This is a genomic window from Pseudomonas sp. 5C2 (genome assembly GCF_034314155.1).
Lineage (GTDB): Bacteria > Pseudomonadota > Gammaproteobacteria > Pseudomonadales > Pseudomonadaceae > Aquipseudomonas.
Map to the genome: position 1 here is coordinate 1,634,467 of NZ_JAVIWH010000003.1, position 24,155 is coordinate 1,658,621.

Sequence of the window (24,155 nt, forward strand, 5' to 3'; positions counted from 1 at the left end):
AACGCAGCGAGTGTAGTTCTCGGGGTTGCTCACAACAATCCTGTATATCCGCCATTTATCGAACGATATAAGAGGAAGTTGGCGTTCTGTCCATATCTTGCACTAGACTGGTCGGGTTCTTGTCGGGGTGCCTTGCTATGAGGCTGAGATCGGTTAATCCGGATCCCGTTGAACCTGATCAGGTTAACGCCTGCGTAGGGAACAAGATTTCTCGTCTCCCGGCGAGTCCTCTTGAGTGTCGTCCGGGGTCGATTGTTCAATAAATGAACAGTACGCCTCCTTTCTATACTCAGCGCCAGCCTTGGTGCGTCCGTGTCATTCAGGTTTGCTCCGACAATTAATCCGCCGCTGGATGATGCCTGGAGTGCCCGTGATGAGTAAAAAACTAAAAGACGCCACCAATTTGAGCGATTCGGCCAAGGTCGACTCGGGGTCAGTGCAGCCCTTTACCCGCTCGCAAAAAATCTATGTTCAGGGTTCGCGCCCGGACATTCTTGTGCCGATGCGTGAAGTGACTCTGGATGTGACGCCCACCGACTTTGGCGGCGAGATCAACGCGCCAGTGGTTATTTATGACACCTCGGGCCCTTACACCGATCCCAACGTGATCATCGACGTGCGCAAAGGCCTGGCAGACATCCGTTCGCCGTGGATTGAGTCGCGTAACGACACCGAGCGCCTGGCGGGGCTGAGCTCCAACTTTGGCCAGGAACGTCTGAGCGATGCCGAACTGACAGCCCTGCGCTTCGCCCATGTGCGCAACCCGCGCCGGGCCAAGGCCGGCGCCAACGTAAGCCAGATGCACTATGCGCGTCAGGGCATCATCACCGCCGAGATGGAATACGTCGCCATCCGCGAAAACATGAAACTTCAGGAAGCCCGCGCCGCCGGTCTGCTGACTCCGCAGCACGCGGGTCACAGCTTCGGCGCCAGTGTCCCGAAAGAAATCACCGCTGAATTCGTCCGTGACGAAATCGCCCGCGGTCGCGCGATCATTCCGGCCAACATCAACCACGTTGAACTGGAACCGATGATCATCGGCCGTAACTTCCTGGTGAAGATCAACGGCAACATCGGCAACAGCGCGCTGGGTTCTTCCATCGAAGAAGAAGTCGCCAAACTGACCTGGGGCATCCGCTGGGGTTCTGACACTGTCATGGACCTGTCCACCGGCAAACACATTCACGAAACCCGCGAATGGATCATCCGTAATTCGCCGGTCCCGATCGGCACCGTGCCGATTTATCAGGCGCTGGAAAAAGTCGACGGCGCGGCTGAGGACCTGACCTGGGAGCTGTTCCGCGACACCTTGATCGAGCAAGCCGAGCAGGGCGTCGACTACTTCACCATTCACGCTGGCGTGCTGTTGCGGTATGTACCGCTGACCGCCAAACGCGTGACCGGGATTGTGAGCCGTGGTGGTTCGATCATGGCCAAGTGGTGCCTTGCGCATCACCAGGAAAACTTCCTGTACACCCATTTCGAAGACATTTGCGAAATCATGAAGGCCTACGACGTCAGCTTCTCGCTGGGCGACGGCCTGCGTCCGGGCTCGATTGCCGATGCCAACGATGCGGCGCAATTCGGCGAGCTGGAAACCCTCGGCGAGCTGACCAAGATTGCCTGGAAGCATGACGTGCAGACCATGATCGAAGGCCCGGGCCATGTCCCGATGCAGCTGATCAAAGAGAACATGGACAAGCAGCTGGAATGCTGTGACGAGGCGCCGTTCTACACCCTCGGGCCGTTGACCACCGACATCGCACCGGGTTACGACCACATCACCTCGGGCATCGGTGCGGCCATGATCGGCTGGTTCGGTTGCGCCATGCTCTGCTACGTCACGCCTAAAGAACATTTGGGCTTGCCGAACAAGGATGACGTGAAGACCGGGATCATTACCTATAAAATCGCGGCCCACGCGGCGGACCTGGCCAAAGGGCACCCTGGCGCGCAGATTCGCGACAATGCCTTGAGCAAGGCGCGCTTCGAGTTTCGTTGGGAGGACCAGTTCAACCTCGGCCTCGATCCTGATACCGCACGCTCGTATCATGACGAAACCCTGCCGAAGGACTCGGCCAAGGTCGCGCACTTCTGCTCCATGTGCGGACCGAAGTTCTGCTCGATGAAAATTACCCAGGAAGTTCGGATATACGCCGCCAACCAGCACATCGAAACCGTGGATGCGGCCGTGCAGGAGGGCCTGCGAGAACAGGCCGAGCGCTTCAAGCAGGAAGGCAGTCAGCTGTACAAAAAAGTTTAAGTCTTTTGGCCTGAATGCGGGGTGTCTGACACCCCGCATCCGCGAAGAGGTCAGGCAAGGCACCAAAAAAACAAAGGGTTAACCCCTATCATCTGCTCCTCTGAGATAACCCCGTGAACCCTTCAACCAATACCTACTCCCCCGATGTCGCGGTGCCTGCGGGCAAGCGTGTGTTCGGCGGTCGTGATTTGTTTTCCCTGTGGTTTTCCCTCGGCATTGGCCTGATGGTCCTGCAAACCGGCGCGTTGCTGGCGCCGGGGCTGGGCTTGTCAGGGTCACTGCTGGCGATTTTTCTTGGCACCCTCGTCGGCGTTTTGCTGCTGGCCGCCGTGGGTGTGATCGGTAGCGATACCGGGCTTTCGGCCATGGCCGCGCTCAAGCTCAGCCTTGGCACCCGTGGCGCGTCGCTGCCAGCGGTGCTGAACCTGCTGCAATTGGTGGGTTGGGGGGCTTTCGAGATCATCATCATGCGTGACGCCGCCAGTCTGCTGGGCGCGCGTGCGTTTGCCGAGGGCAGTCTATGGGCTAACCCTCTGCTCTGGACGTTGTTCTTCGGCGCGCTGGCCACCTTGCTGGCGGTCAGCGGACCGCTGACTTTCGTCCGTCAGATACTGCGCAAGTGGGGCATCTGGCTACTGTTGGCTGCGTGTGTGTGGTTGACCTGGAACCTGCTGACCAAAACCGACTTGTCCGCACTCTGGTCGCGTGCCGGTGACGGTTCGATGCCGTTTGCCGTGGGTTTTGATATCGCCATTGCCATGCCGTTGTCCTGGCTGCCATTGATCGCCGACTACTCGCGGTTCGGCAAACGCGCCAAAAGTGTCTTTGGCGGCACAGCGCTGGGCTTCTTTATCGGCAATTTCTGGCTGATGAGCCTGGGCGTTGCCTACACCCTGGCGTTCGCGCCGAGCGGTGAAATCAATGCGTTGCTGCTGGCGTTGGCCGGTGCCGGACTGGGTATTCCACTGTTGCTGATTCTGCTCGACGAGTCAGAAAACGCGTTCGCCGATATTCACTCGGCGGCGGTGTCCAGCGGGATTCTGCTGCGTTTGAAGGTAGAGCATCTGGCATTGGCCATCGGTGTGATCTGCACCCTGATCGCCTGCTTTGCACCGCTGGCGCAGTACCAGAACTTCCTGCTGCTGATCGGCTCGGTGTTCGCACCGTTGTTCGGTGTGGTGTTGGTGGACCACTTCATCCAGCGTCGCCGCCGCAGCCAGATGGCAACAGTAGGCTTTCGCGGGATGACGCTGTTGGCCTGGCTGGGTGGCGTCAGCACCTATCACCTGCTGGCCAACATGTACCCTGACGTGGGTGCAACACTGCCAGCCCTGATTGTGGCTGGCGTGCTGCAACTGTTGCTGGGTCAGACATTCAACCGCGGCGCGGGAACAGTTCCGGCTTGAGGATGCCATTGAGCTGAAGGTAAGACATCTTCAGCTCAATGTGACCGTTGGCATAAGGGGCAATCGTCGCCACCTCGTATTTTAGAATGACTCCGCCAGAGGTCAGGGCGACGTTAGGGGTTTTCTGGAACGGCCACGTCTTCACGAACGCGGGGTCCTGAGTGAACCGGGTGTTGATCATCCATTCTTTGTGGGCTTGCTGCGCTGTCAGCCAGAATGCCTCTTCCTGGCCCGGTAAAAGCATGTCTTGCAGGGTCAGTGCTCTGTGTTGCTGACGGGAGTAGTTGATGAATCCGCGACCGGGTGTTCCCTGTTCGTCACCGGTGTCCAGATAACTGGACAGTTCGACAATCACCAGACCGTCATGCTGGTCGCGTACCTTGGCTTGCAGATAGCTGCCGTTGTGGCTTTGCGCTTCACGCAGGAATTGTTCTTCATAGACTTTGAGCGACACCGGCAACGGTGCGTTCGGCGAGGTACGGGTCATTTTCAGCAAGGACTTCTCGACAAGACTGTCGAGCGTCGGCTCGCTCTGAAAATGCACCGTATCGACGTTCACCAGTGGGCAGTCAGCCACGGTGCAGCCCGGCTTGATCTGTTCCGAGGCATCACGCCGGACTTCAAGCGGTGCACGCATGTCGGGCTGGAACAGGCTCTGGCAGGCGCCCAGCATCAGTGCGATGCACGCGAGCGAAGTGATCCTCAAAATTGACATGTTGATCCTTGGCAGTAACAAAAAAAGCGAGTTGACGTGTTTCGACTGCAAGCAGCCCCATCAGTTCGCCACTAGGCTAATTAGAAGTTGTTTGCGACCTGGCCGTCTACCCCGGTTGCCCCAATGACTGGTTTAAAGGGCTGCATCCGGTGAAAGACCGCGCTAGGATGGCGCGAAGTCGACGTGGGCCAGTAGCGAGAACTATATGAGTGATACGACCAGATCCGTCCCGGTGGCGGTGGCAATTACGAAGCGTGAAAACTGCTTCAAGGGTTTTTACCGCCTCGACCGCATGCACCTGCGCCACGAGCTTTTCGGTGGCGGCATGAGCAACGAAATCAGCCGTGAGTTGTTTGTTCGTCACGATGCGGTGTGCGTGCTGCCCTACGATGCCAAGCGCGACGAGGTGGTCCTGATTGAGCAGTTTCGAGTCGGTGCGCTGGGCAAGGTCGATAACCCGTGGTTGATTGAGCTGGTGGCCGGTCTGATCGACAAGGACGAGGAACCAGAAGAGGTTGCCCACCGCGAGGCAGAAGAGGAAGCTGGACTTACTTTCAGTGCGATGTTGCCGATCACCAAGTACTTTCCATCGCCGGGTGGCAGCAGTGAATACGTTCACCTGTACTTGGGGCATTGCGAAAGCGAGGGGGCGGGAGGGTTACACGGGCTGGAAGCGGAAGGCGAGGATATTCGCGTGACGGTGTGGTCGCTGGACGATGCGCTACAGGCCGTACGTGATGGACGAATTTTCAACGCGGCCACTCTTATTGCATTGCAATGGCTGGCATTGAACCGTACTGAAGTCAGGGGGCAATGGTCGTGAACCTTGTGCGCGAGCGCTACCGTGTTGACCTTGTCGGGCTGCAAGCGGCCTGCGAGGCCAACTATGCGCGCTTGATGCGATTGCTCCCCGACATGCGCAACCAGCAACGCTCGCGTCGGGTGGCCGTCACCCAGGGCGATCAAATGCTCGGTGTGCTGGCCGTCGAAGTGCTGCTCGATTGTCCGTACACCACCACCCTGCAAGTGCGTCAGGAACACAGCCTGCCGTGGCTGCCGGTGCCCAAGCTCGAAGTGCAGGTCTATCACGACGCCCGCATGGCCGAAGTCATCGGCGCCGAACATGCCCGCCGGTTTCGCGGCATCTACCCTTATCCCAATGCCGCCATGCACCAGCCGGATGAAAAAGCCCAGCTCAACCTGTTTCTTGGGGAGTGGCTGAGCCATTGCCTGGCGTGCGGGCATGAGTTTGAAGTGGTGCGCTAAGGCGGCTGTGGAAGGGCTCTATTAAACAGCTACGCGCGGGGAGTTTTCCCCTGTCGCGCGCTGAAGTGACGTGAATCCATTACAGACTTACTGTTTTGTGGGGGCACTGCGGACGGCGATCAAATCATGCTTGAACAGACTAAATGATGCGGCCAACAGTACAGCGTCTTTAATAAGGAAAGAGGTAGCGCTGCCCATGGCAGGGAAACCGCCAGCAGATGCTTCCCATCCACCTGGTGTAGAAATGATGAGTGTCAAGGTAGTGAGGAACGTGACGACGGAGGCCGCGGCTGCGACGACAGAAACCCTTGGTATCCAGGCTCCGACCACCAATCCCAAGCCAATGGCCCATTCGGCCACGCCCAGCGCATAGCTTGCGCCTTGCACGCCAAAGGCCGGGTACAGCCATGAGAATAGCGCGCTGTTAGACATCAGCGGGATCAGCGATTGTGCCTCGTAAGGGAACCATTTGGTGTAACCAAACAATGCAAAAATCAACACGAGCGTCCAGCGCATGAGTTGAACATCGATGTTGGAGTGGCAAAGGCGATTCAGGGCGCATCCGTGCATGGGTAAATCTCAGTGTTATGGGGGAGATTTCAATATAGCCGGCGTCTTGTTCTGCGTTGCCGTGTAGACATATCTGGAATGAACTTTGCTGGCTAAGTCCGCTCGTTACCCTCATTGTTCGGCCTCCATGTGAGGGAAAGAGTCTTGCACGCTATGTCTGGTTGTCTGTCAGAGATAAGTCGATGTAATGCAGATTTTGATATCCCCTCAAATGTAAGCCGAATCGTTGGACAGGTTTGCCGCCTCTACCATCGGCCGCCATAATCGTCGCAGACCCCGCTCAAGGAGATGGCCTTGCCGAGCCCCCCCAGCCCTATCGCCGATTCTTCAGTCCTGCTGGTCCAGCTAACCGACAGCCATTTGTTTGCCAATGCAGACGAAAAGCTGCTGGGCATGAGTACCTTTGAAAGCCTGAACAAGGTGATTGAGTGCGTCCTGGCTGAGCAGTCGCAGATCGACCTGCTGATCGCCAGCGGTGATTTGTCCCAGGACGGCAGTCTTGAGTCCTACCAGGCGTTTCGTCAGGCCAGTGGGCGGATTCAGGCACCGGCGCGTTGGTTTCCCGGGAATCACGATGAGGTGCCGGCGATGACCGAGGCTGCGCGGCAGAGCGATTTTCTCGCGCCGATCATCGATCTCGGCCATTGGCGTATCACCCTGCTGGACTCTTCGGTGCCTGGTTCGGTGCCGGGGTATTTGCAGGATCAGCAATTGCAGCTGTTGGCGCAGTCCCTGAGTGAAGAGCCTGATCGCCACCATCTGGTGTGCCTGCACCACAATCCGGTGAACATCGGTTGTGCCTGGATGGACCCCATCGGCCTGCGTAACCCCGAGGCGCTGTTTGCCGTGCTTGATCGATTCCCGCAGGTGCGCGCTGTACTCTGGGGCCATGTCCATCAGGAATACGACCAGCTGCGCAATGGCGTACGGCTGCTGGCCTCACCGTCCACCTGCATTCAGTTTGCACCGGGCAGTGTCGAGTTCAAGGTCGACAGCACCGCGCCAGGCTACCGCTGGTTGCGTCTGCACGCAGACGGCCGCCTTGAAACCGGTGTGTCGCGGGTAGAGGGGCTGGCCTTTGACGTGGATTACAGTGGCCGAGGTTATTGAGCGATCCGTCCTGATTTGAGTGGGAAATGTCTGAAGGCGAGTCAACGGGCGGCAGTCCCTGTAAACTGCGCGTCTTTGCTTGCGCTCAAAAGTTTCAGGAGGGAATGTGACCGGCGAACCATCCACACTGTTGTATATCCATGGTTTGAACAGCTCGCCGCGCTCAAAGAAGGCCAGCCAGTTGTCGACCTTGATGCAAACGCTTGGCCTCGATGAGCATTTGCGGGTGCCGGAGCTGCATCATCACCCGCGTCAGGCGATTGCTCAGCTCGACGCATTGATCACCGAGCTGGGTCGACCGCTGCTGGTCGGCAGCTCCCTCGGCGGCTACTATGCCACTCACTTGGCTGAGCGCCATGGCCTCAAGGCTCTGCTGATCAACCCGGCAGTCATGCCACATCCGCTGTTCGACGGGTATATCGGTACCCAACAGAATCTTTACAGCGGTGAAAGCTGGGAGTTGACCCACGACCATGTGCAGGCTCTCGCCGAACTGGAAGTGCCCGCCCCGCAGGATCCGTTGCGCTTCCAGGTGTGGTTGCAGACAGGTGATGAAACCCTGGACTACCGCAGTGCCCAGTCCTATTACCGAGCGTGCGCCTTGCGCATTCAGCCTGGCGGCGATCACAGCTTTCAGGGCTTTACCGAGCAGTTGCCGGCGTTGCTGGGTTTTGCAGGCTTTGCCCCGGCGCTGCTCCAGGCGATTGATCGTTCTGTGCTGTAACACCTGTAATCAATTGACTGATATTCCGAAATTTCACGAACGACTGATGACGAGACCCCATGGCCAATCCCAGCGCTAGCTCTTATAACGCAGACGCCATCGAAGTCCTCTCGGGCCTCGACCCGGTACGCAAACGCCCGGGCATGTACACCGACACCACGCGGCCGAACCACCTCGCCCAGGAAGTCATCGACAACAGCGTCGATGAAGCCCTTGCCGGGCATGCGAAATCGGTGCAGGTCATTCTTCACGCCGACAACTCGCTGGAAGTGTCCGATGACGGTCGCGGTATGCCGGTGGACATTCACCCGGAAGAGGGTGTGTCTGGCGTCGAGCTGATCCTGACCAAACTGCACGCGGGCGGCAAGTTCTCGAACAAGAACTACCAGTTCTCAGGCGGCCTGCACGGCGTGGGGATTTCCGTGGTGAACGCGCTCTCGAACCATGTTCGGGTCCGGGTCAAACGCGACGGCAACGAATACGAAATGACCTTCGCTGACGGCTACAAAGCCAGCGAACTGGCGGTTATCGGCACGGTTGGTAAACGCAATACCGGGACCAGCGTGTACTTCGCTCCGGACCCTAAATATTTCGACACGCCGAAATTCTCTGTCAGCCGCCTCAAGCATGTGCTCAAAGCCAAGGCGGTATTGTGCCCGGGGCTGTTGGTCAGCTTCGAAGACAAAGCCACCGGCGAGAAAATCGAGTGGCATTTCGAAGACGGCTTGCGTTCTTACCTGCAAGATTCGGTCAGCGAGTTTTTGCGTCTACCGGATGAACCATTCTGCGGCAGTTTCGCCGGTAATAAAGAAGCCATCGATTGGGCTTTGCTCTGGTTGCCCGAGGGTGGCGACAGCGTTCAGGAAAGCTACGTCAACCTGATTCCTACCCAGCAGGGCGGGACCCACGTCAACGGCCTGCGCCAGGGTTTACTTGACGCGATGCGCGAGTTTTGCGAGTTCCGCAACCTGCTGCCGCGTGGCGTCAAACTGGCGCCCGAAGACGTCTGGGAGAAGATCGCGTTCGTCCTGTCGATGAAAATGCAGGAGCCGCAATTCTCCGGCCAGACCAAAGAGCGGCTGTCATCGCGTGAAGCGGCGGCGTTCGTCTCTGGCGTGGTCAAGGACGCATTTAGCCTGTGGCTCAATACGCACTCCGAACTCGGTATGCAGTTGGCGGAATTGGCGATCAACAACGCTGGTCGTCGCCTTAAGGCCAGCAAGAAGGTTGAGCGTAAACGCGTCACTCAAGGCCCCGCGCTGCCTGGCAAGCTGGCCGACTGCGCCGGACAGGACCCGATGCGTTCCGAGCTGTTTCTGGTCGAAGGCGACTCCGCTGGCGGTTCGGCCAAACAGGCGCGAGACAAAGAGTTTCAAGCGATCTTGCCGTTGCGCGGCAAGATCCTTAATACCTGGGAAGTCGATGGCGGTGAAGTGCTCGCCAGCCAGGAAGTGCACAACATCGCCGTGGCCATCGGCGTTGACCCGGGTGTGGCCGACATCAGCCAGCTGCGTTACGGCAAGATTTGTATTCTCGCCGACGCCGACTCCGACGGCCTGCACATCGCAACGTTGCTTTGTGCGTTATTCGTCCAGCATTTCCGCCCGCTGGTGGACGCGGGCCACGTCTACGTTGCAATGCCGCCGCTGTACCGGATCGACCTGGGCAAAGAGATCTACTACGCGCTGGATGAGTCGGAGCGTGACGGGATTCTTGATCGTCTGATCGCGGAGAAAAAGCGCGGTAAGCCACAGGTCACCCGATTCAAAGGCCTGGGTGAGATGAACCCGCCCCAGCTTCGCGAAACCACCATGGACCCGAACACCCGGCGCCTGGTCCAGCTCACCCTGGACGATTACGCGGCGACCTCGGAAATGATGGATATGTTGCTGGCAAAAAAACGCGCGGGCGACCGCAAGACCTGGCTCGAATCAAAAGGCAATCTGGCCGAGGTTCTCACTTGATGAGAGGCTGGTTCGTCGCGTTATGGCTGATCGCTTCACCGGTATTCGCAGCGCCGCTGGCTGAACTGAAGATGCTGTCCGAACATGCGGTCGAGGGCATGGTGGGCGGTAATCTGTCGGGACTGGCGTCTTGCAATGGCGAGCTGTGGACAGTATCGGACCGCGATGATGCCTTGCTGTACAGGCTCGATACCTCTTCGGTGGTGTGGAAGGCCGAGGCGAATACCATTGACGTGCCGACCGTGCCGGACAGTGGTCTGGCGTTGAGTGTGCGTTCGATGGTCGGGGCGTCGTCGCTGGTTCGTGGGGGCGCCCTGGATTTCGAAGGCGTGACGTGCGACGCGGCGGGGAATCGTTACCTGGTCAGCGAGGGGTACGCGGCGGTGCTGCAAGTGCCTGTTTCCGGCGCGCCGAGTTGGTTGAAGCTGCCGCCGAGTCTGGTCCGCCAGGCGCGTGCCAAGGGAATGCTCCAGCACTTCAATGCGATCTTCGAGGGTATCGCGATCAATCCGGCCGGAGATCGGCTGTGGCTGGCGGCCGAGCGGCAGAAGCGCGGGTTGCTGGTGGTCCATCGTGATCAGGCTGCCTGGAGCTGCAAAGGGGGTTGCGTGATCCTCAGTGAGGCGGGCAAGCAAACCATGCCGGCGCAAATGGACAGTCGCGAGGCGCCAAAAGACTTTTCCGATATTTCGCTGTTCAACGGCAAGCGGTTTACCCTGGAACGCGCCGCATATCGAGTCTGTCGTCGCGATCTGGACACTGGGAAGGTCGAGCTTTGCTGGTCGTTCGCCGATGATGCATTGGTGCCGTCGCGACGTTATTCGCAGCCTTACGGACTGGCCGAGGCGCTGGTTATAGACGCGGAAGGCGCCTGGATCGGTGTCGACAATAACTTTGGCGCCCGAGCCGATGGCGAGAAACGTCCGATAGTCTGGCGTTTCGCGGCACCCGAGGGTGGTTGGAGCGCCAAGCCGTGAGTCAGCAACTTCCCGGCAAGCGTGCGGGCCGCGTGCTGATGATTCTGGCGTGGGGTGCTGCGCTGTTTCTGGCCACACGCTTTTTCGGGCAGTGGGAGGCGCGCCAGGAAAACCCCAATACGGAGGTAACTTCGCAACACGGTGATGGCTATATCGAAGTGCAACTGCTGAGCAACGGCCAGGGCCATTTCGTCAGCAGTGGTCAGATCAATGGCCAGACGGTGCAGTTTTTACTGGATACCGGCGCCACCGACGTTGCGATTCCCGGCAAGGTAGCCGATACATTGCGACTCAAACGCGGCACGCCGGTGACGGTCAATACCGCCAATGGCCGGAGCGAGGGTTTTCGCACCACGATCGACCGTCTGCAAGTGGGCGATATCGTCCTGCATGACGTACGCGCCCTGGTGGCGCCCGGTCTGGAAGGCGAACAGATACTGCTGGGCATGAGCGCAATGAAACAACTTGAATTCACCCAGCGCGGCGGCACTATGCTGCTGCGCCAGACCACGAAATGATGAGGCTTGCATGAGCAATTCCCTTGACCTCAGCCTGGATGGCGTAGAACGCCGATCACTGGCTGACTTCACAGAACAGGCCTACCTCAACTACTCCATGTACGTGATCATGGACCGTGCCCTGCCGCATATCGGCGACGGCCTGAAGCCTGTACAGCGGCGTATTATCTACGCCATGAGCGAGTTGGGGCTCGATGCCGACTCCAAGCACAAGAAGTCGGCGCGTACCGTCGGCGACGTTCTCGGTAAATTCCACCCCCATGGCGACTCGGCCTGCTATGAAGCCATGGTGCTGATGGCGCAGCCGTTCAGCTATCGCTACACGCTGGTCGACGGCCAGGGTAACTGGGGCGCGCCGGATGATCCGAAGTCCTTCGCCGCCATGCGTTACACCGAAGCCCGGTTGTCGCGCTATTCCGAAGTGCTGCTCAGCGAACTGGGTCAGGGCACGGCGGATTGGGTACCGAACTTCGACGGAACCCTCGACGAGCCGGCCGTGTTGCCGGCGCGCCTGCCGAATATTCTGCTCAACGGCACCACCGGCATCGCCGTGGGCATGGCCACTGATGTACCGCCGCATAACTTGCGTGAAGTCGCCTCTGCCTGCGTGCATTTGCTCGATGAGCCCACGGCCACGATCGAAGAGCTGTGTGAGCACATTAAGGGCCCGGATTATCCGACCGAAGCGGAAATCATCACCCCGCACGCCGATCTGCTGAAAATGTACGAAACCGGCAAAGGCTCGGTGCGCATGCGTGCGGTGTATCGCATCGAAGACGGCGATATCGTCGTCACTGCGTTGCCGCATCAGGTGTCCGGCGCCAAAGTGCTGGAGCAGATCGCTGCGCAGATGCAGGCCAAGAAGCTGCCGATGGTCGCCGATTTACGCGACGAGTCGGATCATGAGCATCCTTGCCGCATCGTGATTATCCCGCGTTCCAATCGGGTCGAACTCGACGAGTTGATGCAGCATCTGTTCGCCACCACCGAGCTGGAATCCAGCTACCGGGTGAACATCAACATCATCGGTCTCGATGGCAAGCCGCAACTCAAGAACCTCAAGGCGTTGCTCAGCGAGTGGCTGGTGTTCCGTATCGGCACCGTGCGCCGACGTTTGCAATTCCGTCTGGACAAGGTCGAGCGCCGCCTGCACCTGTTGGACGGTTTGCTAACGGCTTACCTGAACCTTGATGAAGTCATCCATATCATCCGCACCGCGGAACACCCGAAAGCGGAGCTGATCGAGCGGTTCGCGCTGTCGGAAATTCAGGCTGACTACATCCTCGACACGCGTTTGCGTCAACTGGCTCGCCTGGAAGAAATGAAGCTGCGGGCCGAGCAGGATGAGTTGCGCAAGGAACAGGCGCGTCTGCAATCGCTGCTGGGCAGCGAAACCAAGTTGCGTAAGCTGGTGCGCACTGAGCTGATCGCGGACGCTGAAACGTATGGCGACAACCGTCGCTCGCCTATTGTGTCCCGCACTGAAGCCAAGGCGTTGTCGGAAAACGAGCTGATGCCGACCGAGCCGGTCACAGTTGTGCTGTCGGATAAAGGTTGGGTGCGTTGCGCCAAGGGTCACGATATCGACGCCACCGGTCTTTCCTACAAAGCCGGGGATAGCTTCAAGACCTCGGCCGCCGGGCGCTCCAACCAATTTGCGGTTTTCATTGACTCTACGGGGCGCAGCTACTCGCTGCCGGCACATACCTTGCCGTCCGCCCGTGGCCAGGGTGAACCGTTGAGCGGTCGTCTCACGCCGCCGCCGGGTGCGAGCTTTGAATGTGTACTGTTGCCGGACGACGACGCGCTGTACGTCATCGCTTCCGACGCAGGCTATGGCTTTGTGGTTAAAGGTGAAGACCTGCAAGCCAAGAACAAGGCGGGCAAGGCGTTGCTGAGTCTGCCTAATGGCGCCAAGGTGATTCTGCCGCGGCCAGTGGCTGATCGTGAGCAAAACTGGCTTGCGGCAGTGACCACTGAGGGACGCTTGTTGATTTTCAAAGTCAGTGATTTGCCGCAGCTGGGCAAAGGCAAGGGCAACAAAATCATCGGTATTCCGGGCGAGCGTGTGGCCAGCCGCGAAGAGTACGTGACCGACCTGGCGGTGGTCCCGGAAGGCGCGACATTGGTGCTGCAAGCCGGCAAGCGCACCCTGTCGTTGAAGGCTGATGACCTCGAGCATTACAAAGGGGAGCGCGGTCGACGCGGTAACAAGCTTCCCCGAGGCTTCCAGCGTGTGGATGCATTATTGGTCGAAAGTAGCCTGTAATGCCGGAATAGAGCGCTCGGTCTTCATTTGGCCATGATGGCCGACGCATAATCGCTGGAGTCATGAGCAATATTCACGGATGATATGACGTCTTGAGTCACCAGCGTGGCTGAGTGCCTTCATGTATTTTGTGAGTATTGACGCTGTGGTGTGCCTTGTGGCGACTACCTGGATGGGATGATGAATTTTTTACGCCTTCCTTTTGTTTTATTAATGACCGGCGTAATTGGGCTTGCCGGTTGCAGCATGCAACAACCGACTTCGTTATATCAGCTTGACGCCGGTGAGCCGGGTCAACCTAAACAAAGTGCAGGGCTGGCTGTTTTGTTGGGGCCGGTTTCAGTGGCCGATTACCTTCAACGTGAAACCCTGTTGCAACGGCAGCCGGATGGCAGCCTGACGGCATCGGCCGATGGTCGCTGGGCGGGTAGTCTGTCTTCTGACATCGATCAACTACTGTTGCGCCGACTGGCCTGGAAGCTGGACAGTCAGCGGGTGGTGCTGGCACCGGCTGTCGCTGGTTTTACACCGGATGTGCAGGTCTTATTGTCCATTACCCGGCTTGATTCGGGTGTAAGCCAACCAGCGGTGCTCGATGCTCAGTGGCGCTTGCTTGATCGCAGGGGCCAGGTTCGCGATAGCCGACTGATTCACCTGGAAGAGCCCCACGTCGGGACCTCTGCTGCACAGGTAAAAGCGCAGGGCGTACTTTTGCAGCGTCTGGCCGATCAGTTGAGCGTTGCGGTCAAACCCCTGGCCAACCAGCCTGCGGACGAACCTAAAAAGCAGCCTTCGGCTCAGACTCGCACTAATAAAGAGCAAGATCAGGGCAGACCAAAGATTCCCTTGGCTTCACCGATTCGTACGGATATGGAAGTGTTCCGCTTCTAAGGAAGTGGCTCCACCGCCCAATAAAAAGCCCACAGCGATGTGGGCTTTTTATTGGGCGGTGACTCACCAACACCTTCAGGCTGGCGCAGGCTTATCCGCGATGGCGGTATCCGCTAAACCTTGCCCCGGCTCTCATGCATCCGCGCCAGTTGGCGTTCGAGCATGGATGGGTAGGGTTCCATCAGCCGTTCGACGCAGCAAGCGCCTTCCGGGCTGGCGATAGGTCGGATACGGGCGCGTTGGCGGATCAGGACATCATCACTGATCTTGCGCTCCACCAGCAGCAGGTTCCGGCTGTGTTGTGACAGCGCAAGTGCATCTTGGGCGGTTTCGGTCAGCAACAGGTCGATTTGACTCAAACCGAACAGCCCGTCACTCAGGGTCAGGCCTAACTGCAATTGCAGAGTGATGCCGCTGTCGGCGACCTCGATCTGCAAGGCATGGCCCAGGGCGCGCAGGAGCTCGCCACAGCAAATTGCGTTGGTCAGGTAATCCTCGCCACTGTCCTGGCTATGGAACAGCATCAGCGTGCTGCCATCGTTCAGGGTGTGCAGTTCGCTTTGATACAGCGATGCCGCCTGATCCAGGCAGTCACGGTAACGTTGCAGCAAATCGGTCAGGCGAGCGCGGGGCAAACGGCGCAGTTGATCCTGGGCGCCAAGCTGTACGGCCAGTACCGCACTGTGTTGCGGCTGGCTCGGGACAATCGGAGCGTGCTTGACCACGGGTGCGGGGGTGGAATGATCACGCAGATCGGCGAAGGGGTCTTCTTCGTCCTCTTCATCTTCATCCGCGACGATGCGCCTCGGCGCTTGCGCTGGCAGGCGAGGTTTAGGTGCTTCATCGAAACCAGGTTCGTGCAGGTCGTTCGCGGTAAACCCGGGTTCGTCGTCCTCTTCGGTTTCAAGGTGCGGATCGTTGCCAGCGTGTTCGTCGTATTCGGGTTCCGGAACGGGCTGAGGTTCAGGCGGTTCGGGCGCGAACGAGGCGTGCAGTTGACGGGCCAGGTCGCCGATTTCATCCTGACGCTCGGTGGCGGGTGTGTGCTCGTCGATATCGCGCAGCCACACGCGCAATTGCAGCAGGGGCGTCGAGATATAACGACCCAGACGCAAGCTCAGCGCCAGTGCCAATGCCAGCAGAATGCCGCTGAGGATGCCCATGCTTTGCAAGCTGATGGTCATCGGCTGCTGGAATTGCGCCATGTCCAGGCTGATGCGCAGATGCCCGGCGATCACGTCCTGGAAGGTGATTTTGATCTCGTACAAGCCTTCGGCTTCACCCAGCAGGCCGTTTTTAGGGCGCTGACCGGCTTCTGCAAGGATGCGGTTATCCACGCTGTAGATGGCTGCGTGGGCCACTAGCGGGTTCTTCACCAGATTGCCCAACAGTACGTTGAGACTGAGGATGTCGTTGGACACCAACAGTTCCGTGGCGGACGTCGCGGTTTGCGTGGTCAGGGCCTGGCCGAGGGCATCAGCCTGTTCGTGCATGGCCTGCTTGAACTGCAGGCCCATCACGCAGGCATAGATCACCAACGCCAAGGCGACCAGAATCACGTTATGGCTGGCTATGCGCAAAGCAAGCGGTACACGCCTATGGCGCAATGCCCGAAAGATCAGCAGGAAAAAATTATCGGTTTTAACTGGCGTGGGCCGGTTCACTGAGCACGGTTCTTTTGGTGAAGTTGCCGGGCAGTATAGCGACCGACCCTTGAGCGGCAAAGCGCTCGCTGTGCCCGATGGTCACTGAAAGTGGTTAGAATGCGGTTTTTTTCCACTGCGGGGGTGCGCCTTGCGCGAAATCGTCCTGATAAACATCACTGGTGAAGACCGTCCGGGTCTCACTGCGGCCATTACCGGGGTGCTTGCCCAGGGTGGGGTGAATATTCTCGATATTGGTCAGGCGGTGATCCACGACACGTTGTCGTTCGGCATCCTGGTTGAGATTCCGGGAACCGAACAAGGCTCCTCGGTGCTTAAAGACATCCTGTTCACGGCTTACAAGCTTGATCAGCAGGTGCGCTTCACGGCAGTTTCCGAAGAGGACTACGCGCACTGGGTCAACGGGCAGGGCAAGGCGCGGCATATCGTGACGTTGCTCACCCGTAAGGTCACGGCCGAGCAATTGCAGCGTGTCAGTTCCATTACCGCCAAGTATGGCCTGAACATCGATCAGATTGATCGCCTGTCGGGACGCATGCCGCTCGATACGCCAGCCGATAAAGGCAAGGGTTGCATCGAGTTTTCCGTGCGCGGCGAGCCGGCCGATCCAGGTGCGATGCAGGCCGAGTTCCTCAGCGTGGCGCAAGAACTCAATGTTGATATCGCGTTCCAGCAGGACTCGCTGTTTCGGCGCAACCGCCGTCTGGCGGTATTTGACATGGACTCGACGCTGATCGAGGCTGAAGTTATCGACGAGCTGGCCAAGGCGGCCGGTGTCGGCGAGCGGGTGTCGGAAATTACTGAGCGGGCCATGCGTGGCGAACTGGATTTTCGCGCCAGTTTCAAAGAGCGACTGGCGCTGCTTAAAGGCCTGGACGTCAGTGTGCTGGATGAAATAGGGGCTTCGTTGCGTCTGACCGAGGGCGCCGAAACCCTGTTCGCCGAGCTCAAGAGATTGGGCTACAAGACTGCGATTCTGTCGGGTGGTTTCACTTATTTCGCCAAACAGCTGCAAGCCAAGTTGGGCATCGACTACGTGTTCGCCAATGAATTGGAAGTGGTCGATGGCAAGGTTACCGGCGTGGCCATCGAGCCGATCGTCGATGCTCGACGCAAAGCCGACCTGCTGCGTGAGTTGGCGCACAAAGAAGGCCTGAGCCTTGAGCAGACGATTGCCGTCGGTGACGGGGCCAATGATTTGCCGATGTTAGCGATTGCCGGTCTTGGCGTCGCTTTCCGAGCCAAACCGCTGGTCAAACAGTCGGCCAAACAGGCGATCTCGACGCTGGGGCTGGACGGGATTCTATACCTGCTCGGTTTTCGTGATCGGGATGGGCGGGGCTTATAAGGTTTTTGCTCCCTCAGTCTGACTGGGGGAGCAGGCTTGCCTACCAAGTGCTACCAGGTGCGCCGCCTGTTACAAAGACGTCCACAACGAGTCGAACTCTTGTCCGGACGTCGCATCTTCGGCGCCGCCGGCGATGCCTTTCTTGCGTGGTGCCTCAATCGTCTGGTATTCGAACTGATTGAAGCTGCCGGTGCCGGTACGACGCTTGCCCAGGCCGGCCCGACGCTCTTCGCCGTTGGTGTTGATCCTTACCTTGTTGCCTTCCTGAAAGGGCAGGCGCGGCGCCAATAACGTCGCTGGCTGGTCGATTGCGCGCACTTCAGGCAGCAGCAGTGCCCGCAGGTATTGGCTGCTTGGCTCGCTGACGCGTACCAGTTGCAGGCCGCATGGCTGAGCATAGGGTGCAACCAGTTCAATACCCATTTGCGTGCCGCCACCGCGAACCTGACGAATCCAGCGCACGACCGCGATACTCCAGCCCTGACCGGCACCGTCTTGAATGCCGACCATTTCCCCTGCCTGTAACTGAGGCGGAACGTCTTTGGGCCACGCCAGGCAGTAGCCGCCCGGACTGTGGTTGATAACGTTCAGGGCGTGGGTCGGGAACGTCTGCTGGGCGTTGGACACCGGGTCGCCACCGTCCACTTCGGCCTGCTGATACTGAATCTCCTCGTACGGCAGCATGCTGTCCGATGTGCCGTCACGCTCACTGTCGAAGGTGGTGGCCCACGCATCGGTGGAGGCGATTTTGGCGAACTGCGTCGTGAACTGTGCAGTCTGACTGACGGCGGGCAGTTTGAGCATCTCGCTGAACGACTTCTGTCCGCCCAGGTAATAGTGCAGGGCGTTCATCCCAAGGCACAAGGTCAGGGTGCCTTGGCCGGCCGTGCGCTGAAACGTCCGTTCGGAGACGTCGCCCCAGGCCGCCGCCAGGTGTTGCAACAGATCCAGAGTGAAGCCGTGGGGTACTAGCAGCGGCGATTGCCCGCGTTTCTCCTCGGGCAAGTCCAGGTAGTCCTTGATGGCTGCCGCCAGTGGCAGTGGATTGATGCCCAGCAGACCGGGCAGTTGCTCATCAAGGAACAGTGACTTGTAACGCGGTGGCGCATCGACGGTCTGTGCTACAGCGAACAGGCTGGAGTCTTCCGCTGGCGATTGCAGCTTGATCAATGCACTCCAGGACCCGAGGACTTCGGCCAAGCGGCCGATATTGAGCTGACGCATCTGGTTACAGCGCGAACAACCCAAGAGCAAAGCCACCCCATACGTTTGCTCGATGCTCAGCGTCTGGGTATGGCTCGCCAGGCTGTCGGGCACGGCGATGTTATTTAACTGATGCTGACGCGCAATCAGATAAATCTGATGCAGCTCAAGCCACAGGCCCTCTGGTACGGGGCAATACAGTTGACTGGCGCGAATCAAAGAGCCATTGAGGCAGTGCATAGCGCGCTGCATGGCGGTGGTCAGCAGCGAAGCTCTATCTTTAGTCAGGTTCGGCGAGACGCGCGCGATGATCTGTTTGTAGCCAATGGCCAAGTGGTTTTGCAGGGCCTGGCAGAGGTTCGCAACTTTACGCGGGCGTTCGTCGAGCACAATCGCCTGACTGAGGAAGTGCCGCTCAAGGTTCTTGCAGACGTAATAAACCTCGGGGCGCAGGAGTTCGAGCAATTGCAGGCGGTTGTCGCTGGGCGTCAGTAACTGGCTGAGCTCGCCCATACTTTGGTAGAGCAGGCGGGCGGTTTCACCGAGATTGGCTTTGGGCAGGCTTGAGATCCAGCGTTTCAGGTCGCGCGGAGTGGCATCGCAGAACGACAGGCTCGACTGCGTTGGCGTGGGTACACGCAGCAACAACTCCAGACTTGAATTACTCATTTGCCCGACAAACTCCAACAGCACAATGGCTCGAGCGGCTGCTCATCTGAACATTGCCAGATTCGACTTTAGCAGCATAGGCGTGCAGTCGCAGCCTTTGATGATCGAGTGCCGCCGACGGGCGGCAATACTCGCCCGTCAGTCTATCGGATTGAGGGTATTGAGCGGCGTGACTTGACGTCACGCCTGGGCAGCCAGGCCTATGGCTTGCCCCATCTGCACCGGAGTGCCTGCGGCAAGCTGTTCGGCCCACTTTACTTGATTTGGCCCGAACAGCACGATGGCGGTGGAGCCCAGTTTGAAGCGTCCAAGCTCAGCGCCTTTCTCCAGATGAATCGGCGCGCGAGCAGCTTCGTCATAGCGTACGGTTTTCAGCTCGCGTTTGGGCGGTGTAACCAAACCGGCCCAGACTGTTTCAATCGAGGCGACGATCATCGCGCCCACTAACACCACGGCCATTGGGCCACGCTCAGTATCGAACAGGCAAACTACGCGTTCGTTACGGGCGAACAGCTCAGGGACGTTTTCGGCTGTGGTCTGGTTGACCGAGAAAATGCGTCCTGGCACGTAGACCATTTCACGCAAAGTCCCGGCCAGCGGCATGTGGACCCGATGGTAGTCTTTTGGCGACAAGTAGATCGTCGCGAATTCACCACCCATGAACGGTGCGGACAGGTTTGCATCACCGCCCAGCAGTTCCAGCACGCTGAAGCTGTGACCCTTGGCCTGGAAAATTCGACCATGATCGATTGGGCCCAATTGGCTGACTGCGCCGTCGGCAGGGCTGAGGATCGCGCCAGGCGTTTCATCCAGCGGTCGTGCGCCAGGCTTCAGGGCGCGGGTGAAGAAAGCGTTGAAATGCTCATAAGCGGTCAGGTCTTCGACCAAGGCTTGCGTCATGTCCACCTGATAGCGCCGGGCGAACCAGGCGGTGAAGGCATTTTTGAACCAGCGCACCTTGCACTCGGCAACGCAGCCCGCCAGACGAGACAACAAATGGTGTGGCATCAGGTACTGGCTGAGGATAAACAAACGCTGTTTCATCAAAATTCCTAAAGCGAAGCATCTATAAAAAGTTGCAGTTAAAAGAGGTTGCAATACGGGCCCTGGTCAGCGGTGACCCGGGCTGATGGATCGCCTCATTTTTCGACAGGCGTATCTGGGTGGTTACCCCATTCGCCCCACGAGCCGGCGTAACCTTTGACGCGCGGATAACCCAGCGCCTTGGCCACCAGATAGGTGAAGCCGGAGCGATGGTGGGTCTGGCAATGGGTGATCACTTCCTTGTCCTTCGTGATGCCCAGGCTTTCAAGAATCTGCGGCATGTCCTTGCGGATGCGTAAGTCGCGTGCCGGGTCCATGCCAGCGGTCCATTCGAAATTGACCGCGCCGGGGATATGCCCACCCTTGGCTGCGAGGACTTTTTCGCCTGAGTATTCGGTCGGTCCGCGTGCGTCCCAAATTGCCAGATCGGCAGCGCCCAGACGACATTGCAGGTATTCGCGGGTCGCGGTCGGTTCGCTGTGCAGGGTCAATGGCACGGGACCTCCAACGCTCGGTGGAACCTCACTCGAGAGTGGCCGCGCTTCAGCTCGCCAGGCATGCAGGCCGCCGTCGAGGTAGTGATAGCGTGAGTGACCAATCACGTCTAGCAACCAGATAAAGCGTCCGGCCCAACCGCCGCCTTCGTCGTCATAGACCACGTAAACCGCTTTAGGATTATGCCCCAGCTCACCGAACAGGACTTCAAGCTGGGCCTGCGACGGCAAAAGGCCCGGCGCGGGTGGGTGGCCCATTTGTGTGCGTTTCGGATCGACGAAGCGTGCGCCGGGAATGTGTCCGGCGCTGTAGCTCGCGCTACTGGTCAGATCGACAAGAATCAGTTCTGGCGCGTCAAGGCGGGCCAGCAGGTCGCTGGGCTCGATGACCAGCGGCAAGCTAGAGAAGTCCGGCATTTAGTTCTCCAGATCAGAAAAAAGAGGCAAATTGTAGCTTACGCGTCAGGCTTTGCGGGCGCTAAAGCTGCTTAAGGCGCGCTCGATACATTGCGCGGTTTTACCAAAGGCCTGCACGCTGATTTCCGAGAGTGGTCCGCCGCCTTGATCGGCAAACACCAGCATGACCACCTTACCGTTGCTGCTGAGTGAGCGTAGCAACAGATGCTCGCCGGTAAACAGCCCTTTCAGCTGTCCGGGCAACAGCGCCGAAAACTGCGCGTTGTTGGCTGGATTCAAGCGCAATTGGGTCGGTTGCGCGAGCAAGCGTTGCAAGACGGTGCTTTCACTGATTTGCAGCGTGAGGTTGGCCGCGCTTTTGTCCAGCCCTGCAATTTGATGAACGCGCAGGGTGGTCATGTTGCGGTCCGTCATCAATAGCATGACGCGCTGCATGCCGCAGGCCACTAACGCATCGCGGGCGGAAGTAGTCAGGTGCATTGCGTTGTTGAAGCCGCTGGGCTCGACCAACAGCTCGGTGCAGCATTTGCGCCAGGCCAGCAGTGCCTCGGCCGACGGTGGCGGCGCAGGCAGCAGGCCACGGTGCATCCGCCGTGTTTCCCACGGCCAGATCAACGCTTCTGCAGGGTGCCAAAGCCCGCGCGCCCAATGTTGGCGAGCGCTTTGCACCGCCTGTTGGTGCAGTTGCTGTTGCACTTCACTCAGGGGTTGTTGCAGGTACAGGCTGGTGAGCAACTGCCAGCGCAGGCTGTGCGGGGTATCCCAGGCCTGTTGCGCCGACAGCGCGATGCCGTTGGCCAGCAGGATGGTATTGGCCGGATGGTTGAGCCAGCGTTGCAGGGCAGGGTCCTCGTCCAGCAGTTGCCGCTGGCGTAACGGGTGGAGATGGTCGCGGGAAATACGTATCGCTTTGACCAGCAATCGGCGTTCACTGATCAGCAGCCGATAACCCTGCGTGACCCACATGGGCAGGCGCCAGGCTTCAGCCACTGTCAGGCACAGTTTGAGCAGGCTGACGCCGAACAATTGGGTTTCAACGATCAGCGCCGACTCGCCCTTGTGAATCACCCTCAGCTCCCATTCCTCAAGCAGTGTGGGATGGGCGACCGCCATTGGCCACAGCGGCGACAAGAACAGCAAACTGCCCCAGTGAATGTCCTGCCAGAGTCGAGCCAGGCGACCGGCGAACAGCCCGTTGGCCTGCTGCGTCGCGTGCTGGCTGATCAGCTGTAACTGGCGCAGGGCTGGTGGTATGTCCTGCGGGGCCCGTGCGGGCAGGCGCTGGAGCAATTCTTCGGTACGTTTCAAGCCCAGGCGGTTGATGGCAACTTCAAGACTTTCCGCCGGTTCCGACAAGCCAGTACTGTGATGATTGGCTTCGCGCAATACGCTGAGCACCAGCGACGGACTTTCCTGCATCAGCTCGGCAATCTCGCGCAACGAGCGGCGGCTATCAGCCAGCGCACCGAGCACGCGTTCGTGGCTGGCGATGGGCACAGGCAAGCGGATGCTCTCCAGTTGCTTGAGCCAAGCGTCGAGGCTGCGTGGAACGGGAAGCTGTGCTGAGGTTTCTGGGGGCATGCAGGGGCCTGTACGGCTAAGAGGTCAGGATAATGTCGTATGCCGGGTTCAAGGACCGATCGACGCCAGACTCCTCGCTATGCGGGCCGAACTGGCTTTTCGCCTTAACTGACTATAGTCTGGCGCACTTATGCCGATAAGTAGAAGAAGAGTTTCAAGAACTTCCGCTCATGACCTCGAACCCGACTCAGTAAGAACTCTTTATCTATGGCTAAAATTATCGGCATCATTGTCGTTTTCGCTAGTGTGCTCGGCGGATACGTCCTTTCTCACGGCAAGATTGCCGCGCTGATCCAGCCTTTCGAGGTCATGATTATCGGTGGCGCGGCATTGGGTGCGTTCCTCCAGGCCAACCCCGGTTACACGACCCTCCTCGTGATCAAGAAGTCGCTGAAGATGTTCAGCACGCGCTTCAATCACGCGTTTTATCTGGAAGTTCTCAGCCTGATCTACGAGATTCTCAACAAGAGCCGCCGCGAAGGCATGATGGCGATTGAAGGCGATATCGAAGATGCCGCGGCCAGCCCGATTTTCGCCAAGTACCCCGGCGTGCTCAAAGACGAGCGCATGATCGCTTATATCTGCGATTACCTGCGGATCATGTCGTCAGGGAACATGGCGCCGCACGAGCTTGAAGGCTTGTTCGACATGGAATTACAAAGCATGAAGGAAGAGCTGGACCATCCTTCCCACGCGGTCACCGGGATTGCCGATGCGATGCCCGGTTTCGGTATCGTCGCGGCGGTGCTTGGCATCGTGGTGACCATGGCTTCGCTGGGTGAGGGTGACCAGGCTGCGATCGGCATGCACGTGGGTGCCGCACTGGTGGGTACCTTCTTCGGTATTCTCGCTGCGTACGGTTTCTTCGGCCCGTTGGCCACGTCTCTGGCCCATGACGCCAAGGAAGAGCTGAACGTTTTTGAAGCCATCAAGGCGTCGCTGGTTGCCTCGGCCTCGGGCATGCCGCCATCACTGGCTGTGGAGTTCGGTCGCAAGGTTCTGTATCCAGCGCATCGCCCCAGCTTCAGTGAGCTGGAGCAAGCGGTTCGCGGTCGCTGAGTC

At 58.9% G+C, this 24,155-nt stretch carries 20 protein-coding genes and 1 riboswitch; of the genes, 13 read left to right on the plus strand and 7 right to left on the minus strand.

The window, feature by feature from the left end; translation table 11 throughout:
- The first annotated feature begins 113 nt into the window (after positions 1-113).
- Positions 114-218, plus strand: a riboswitch (TPP riboswitch).
- A 155-nt stretch (positions 219-373) separates the two neighbouring features.
- Positions 374-2,263, plus strand: a complete 1,890-nt coding sequence (gene thiC, locus RGU44_RS22210) for a phosphomethylpyrimidine synthase ThiC (protein ID WP_219062402.1) — start codon at positions 374-376, stop codon at positions 2,261-2,263.
- A 113-nt stretch (positions 2,264-2,376) separates the two neighbouring features.
- Positions 2,377-3,669 carry a putative hydroxymethylpyrimidine transporter CytX gene (cytX, locus tag RGU44_RS22215; RefSeq protein ID WP_322177551.1) on the plus strand — a complete coding sequence of 431 codons (1,293 nt, stop codon included), beginning with the start codon at positions 2,377-2,379 and terminating at the stop codon, positions 3,667-3,669.
- Here cytX and RGU44_RS22220 read toward each other — a convergent pair.
- A complete protein-coding gene (locus RGU44_RS22220) occupies positions 3,638-4,384 on the minus strand; it encodes a DUF3298 domain-containing protein (protein ID WP_322177552.1) in 747 nt (248 codons plus the stop codon). The genes cytX and RGU44_RS22220 overlap by 32 nt on opposite strands.
- A 205-nt stretch (positions 4,385-4,589) precedes the next feature.
- Between RGU44_RS22220 and RGU44_RS22225 the strand changes: the two genes are divergently transcribed.
- Positions 4,590-5,207, plus strand: a complete 618-nt coding sequence (locus tag RGU44_RS22225; RefSeq protein ID WP_322277949.1) for an NUDIX domain-containing protein — start codon at positions 4,590-4,592, stop codon at positions 5,205-5,207.
- Positions 5,198-5,650, plus strand: a complete 453-nt coding sequence (locus tag RGU44_RS22230; protein WP_219062406.1) for a DUF1249 domain-containing protein — start codon at positions 5,198-5,200, stop codon at positions 5,648-5,650. The genes RGU44_RS22225 and RGU44_RS22230 overlap by 10 nt, the downstream gene beginning before the upstream one ends.
- 87 nt (positions 5,651-5,737) lie before the next feature.
- Here the strand turns inward: RGU44_RS22230 and RGU44_RS22235 are convergent, their stop codons facing one another.
- Positions 5,738-6,220 (minus strand): YkgB family protein, encoded by a 483-nt coding sequence (locus RGU44_RS22235; protein ID WP_322277950.1) that lies wholly within the window; start codon positions 6,218-6,220, stop codon positions 5,738-5,740.
- A 288-nt stretch (positions 6,221-6,508) separates the two neighbouring features.
- On the opposite strand from RGU44_RS22235, the gene cpdA reads away from it, so the two are divergent.
- From cpdA to RGU44_RS22270, 7 genes are all read left to right on the plus strand, one after another.
- Complete coding sequence (cpdA, locus tag RGU44_RS22240; protein WP_322177554.1) at positions 6,509-7,330, plus strand: 3',5'-cyclic-AMP phosphodiesterase; 822 nt, start codon at positions 6,509-6,511, stop codon at positions 7,328-7,330.
- Positions 7,331-7,436: 106 nt separating this feature from the next.
- Entirely contained in the window at positions 7,437-8,054 is a 618-nt protein-coding gene (locus tag RGU44_RS22245) for a YqiA/YcfP family alpha/beta fold hydrolase (protein ID WP_322277951.1), read from the plus strand.
- A gap of 59 nt (positions 8,055-8,113) precedes the next feature.
- The gene (parE, locus tag RGU44_RS22250) at positions 8,114-10,018 is read left to right on the plus strand and encodes a DNA topoisomerase IV subunit B (protein ID WP_322177556.1); all 1,905 of its coding nucleotides are present in this window, start codon (positions 8,114-8,116) and stop codon (positions 10,016-10,018) included.
- Positions 10,018-10,995, plus strand: coding sequence for an esterase-like activity of phytase family protein (locus tag RGU44_RS22255; protein WP_322277952.1), 978 nt, complete (start codon positions 10,018-10,020; stop codon positions 10,993-10,995). Before parE ends, RGU44_RS22255 begins: the two co-directional genes overlap by 1 nt.
- A 38-nt stretch (positions 10,996-11,033) precedes the next feature.
- Positions 11,034-11,513 (plus strand): retropepsin-like aspartic protease family protein, encoded by a 480-nt coding sequence (locus RGU44_RS22260; RefSeq protein ID WP_407074642.1) that lies wholly within the window; start codon positions 11,034-11,036, stop codon positions 11,511-11,513.
- Between the two features lie 10 nt (positions 11,514-11,523).
- The gene (parC, locus tag RGU44_RS22265; RefSeq protein WP_322277953.1) at positions 11,524-13,782 is read left to right on the plus strand and encodes a DNA topoisomerase IV subunit A; all 2,259 of its coding nucleotides are present in this window, start codon (positions 11,524-11,526) and stop codon (positions 13,780-13,782) included.
- A gap of 180 nt (positions 13,783-13,962) precedes the next feature.
- Complete coding sequence (locus RGU44_RS22270; RefSeq protein ID WP_322177560.1) at positions 13,963-14,673, plus strand: PqiC family protein; 711 nt, start codon at positions 13,963-13,965, stop codon at positions 14,671-14,673.
- Between the two features lie 113 nt (positions 14,674-14,786).
- On the opposite strand, the gene RGU44_RS22275 is transcribed toward RGU44_RS22270, so the two are convergent.
- Positions 14,787-16,337 (minus strand): histidine kinase, encoded by a 1,551-nt coding sequence (locus tag RGU44_RS22275; protein ID WP_322277954.1) that lies wholly within the window; start codon positions 16,335-16,337, stop codon positions 14,787-14,789.
- Positions 16,338-16,467: 130 nt separating this feature from the next.
- Between RGU44_RS22275 and serB the strand changes: the two genes are divergently transcribed.
- A complete protein-coding gene (serB, locus tag RGU44_RS22280; protein WP_322177562.1) occupies positions 16,468-17,685 on the plus strand; it encodes a phosphoserine phosphatase SerB in 1,218 nt (405 codons plus the stop codon).
- A gap of 69 nt (positions 17,686-17,754) precedes the next feature.
- Here the strand turns inward: serB and RGU44_RS22285 are convergent, their stop codons facing one another.
- The 4 genes from RGU44_RS22285 to RGU44_RS22300 form a co-directional block, all read right to left on the minus strand.
- On the minus strand, positions 17,755-19,557 hold the full coding sequence (locus tag RGU44_RS22285; protein WP_322277955.1) for a molecular chaperone: 1,803 nt from the start codon (positions 19,555-19,557) through the stop codon (positions 17,755-17,757).
- Positions 19,558-19,737: 180 nt separating this feature from the next.
- Positions 19,738-20,607 carry an archaetidylserine decarboxylase gene (gene asd, locus RGU44_RS22290; RefSeq protein ID WP_322182998.1) on the minus strand — a complete coding sequence of 290 codons (870 nt, stop codon included), beginning with the start codon at positions 20,605-20,607 and terminating at the stop codon, positions 19,738-19,740.
- Between the two features lie 89 nt (positions 20,608-20,696).
- The gene (gene rhdA / locus RGU44_RS22295) at positions 20,697-21,512 is read right to left on the minus strand and encodes a thiosulfate sulfurtransferase (RefSeq protein WP_322277956.1); all 816 of its coding nucleotides are present in this window, start codon (positions 21,510-21,512) and stop codon (positions 20,697-20,699) included.
- 45 nt (positions 21,513-21,557) lie between these two features.
- Complete coding sequence (locus RGU44_RS22300) at positions 21,558-23,093, minus strand: HDOD domain-containing protein (protein WP_322177564.1); 1,536 nt, start codon at positions 23,091-23,093, stop codon at positions 21,558-21,560.
- Positions 23,094-23,300: 207 nt separating this feature from the next.
- Between RGU44_RS22300 and motA the strand changes: the two genes are divergently transcribed.
- Complete coding sequence (motA, locus tag RGU44_RS22305; protein ID WP_322177565.1) at positions 23,301-24,152, plus strand: flagellar motor stator protein MotA; 852 nt, start codon at positions 23,301-23,303, stop codon at positions 24,150-24,152.
- The last annotated feature ends 3 nt before the right edge of the window (positions 24,153-24,155 follow it).

Excerpts from the sequence above, each read along its gene's own strand:
- thiC (WP_219062402.1), top strand. The coding sequence starts at position 374 with ATGAGTAAAAAACTAAAAGACGCCACCAATTTGAGCGATTCGGCCAAG.
- RGU44_RS22220 (WP_322177552.1), bottom strand. The coding sequence starts at position 4,384 with ATGTCAATTTTGAGGATCACTTCGCTCGCGTGCATCGCACTGATGCTG.
- RGU44_RS22225 (WP_322277949.1), top strand. The coding sequence starts at position 4,590 with ATGAGTGATACGACCAGATCCGTCCCGGTGGCGGTGGCAATTACGAAG.
- RGU44_RS22230 (WP_219062406.1), top strand. The coding sequence starts at position 5,198 with ATGGTCGTGAACCTTGTGCGCGAGCGCTACCGTGTTGACCTTGTCGGG.
- RGU44_RS22235 (WP_322277950.1), bottom strand. The coding sequence starts at position 6,220 with ATGCACGGATGCGCCCTGAATCGCCTTTGCCACTCCAACATCGATGTT.
- cpdA (WP_322177554.1), top strand. The coding sequence starts at position 6,509 with ATGGCCTTGCCGAGCCCCCCCAGCCCTATCGCCGATTCTTCAGTCCTG.
- parE (WP_322177556.1), top strand. The coding sequence starts at position 8,114 with ATGGCCAATCCCAGCGCTAGCTCTTATAACGCAGACGCCATCGAAGTC.
- RGU44_RS22255 (WP_322277952.1), top strand. The coding sequence starts at position 10,018 with ATGAGAGGCTGGTTCGTCGCGTTATGGCTGATCGCTTCACCGGTATTC.
- RGU44_RS22260 (WP_407074642.1), top strand. The coding sequence starts at position 11,034 with ATGATTCTGGCGTGGGGTGCTGCGCTGTTTCTGGCCACACGCTTTTTC.
- parC (WP_322277953.1), top strand. The coding sequence starts at position 11,524 with ATGAGCAATTCCCTTGACCTCAGCCTGGATGGCGTAGAACGCCGATCA.
- RGU44_RS22270 (WP_322177560.1), top strand. The coding sequence starts at position 13,963 with ATGAATTTTTTACGCCTTCCTTTTGTTTTATTAATGACCGGCGTAATT.
- RGU44_RS22285 (WP_322277955.1), bottom strand. The coding sequence starts at position 19,557 with ATGAGTAATTCAAGTCTGGAGTTGTTGCTGCGTGTACCCACGCCAACG.
- rhdA (WP_322277956.1), bottom strand. The coding sequence starts at position 21,512 with ATGCCGGACTTCTCTAGCTTGCCGCTGGTCATCGAGCCCAGCGACCTG.
- RGU44_RS22300 (WP_322177564.1), bottom strand. The coding sequence starts at position 23,093 with ATGCCCCCAGAAACCTCAGCACAGCTTCCCGTTCCACGCAGCCTCGAC.
- motA (WP_322177565.1), top strand. The coding sequence starts at position 23,301 with ATGGCTAAAATTATCGGCATCATTGTCGTTTTCGCTAGTGTGCTCGGC.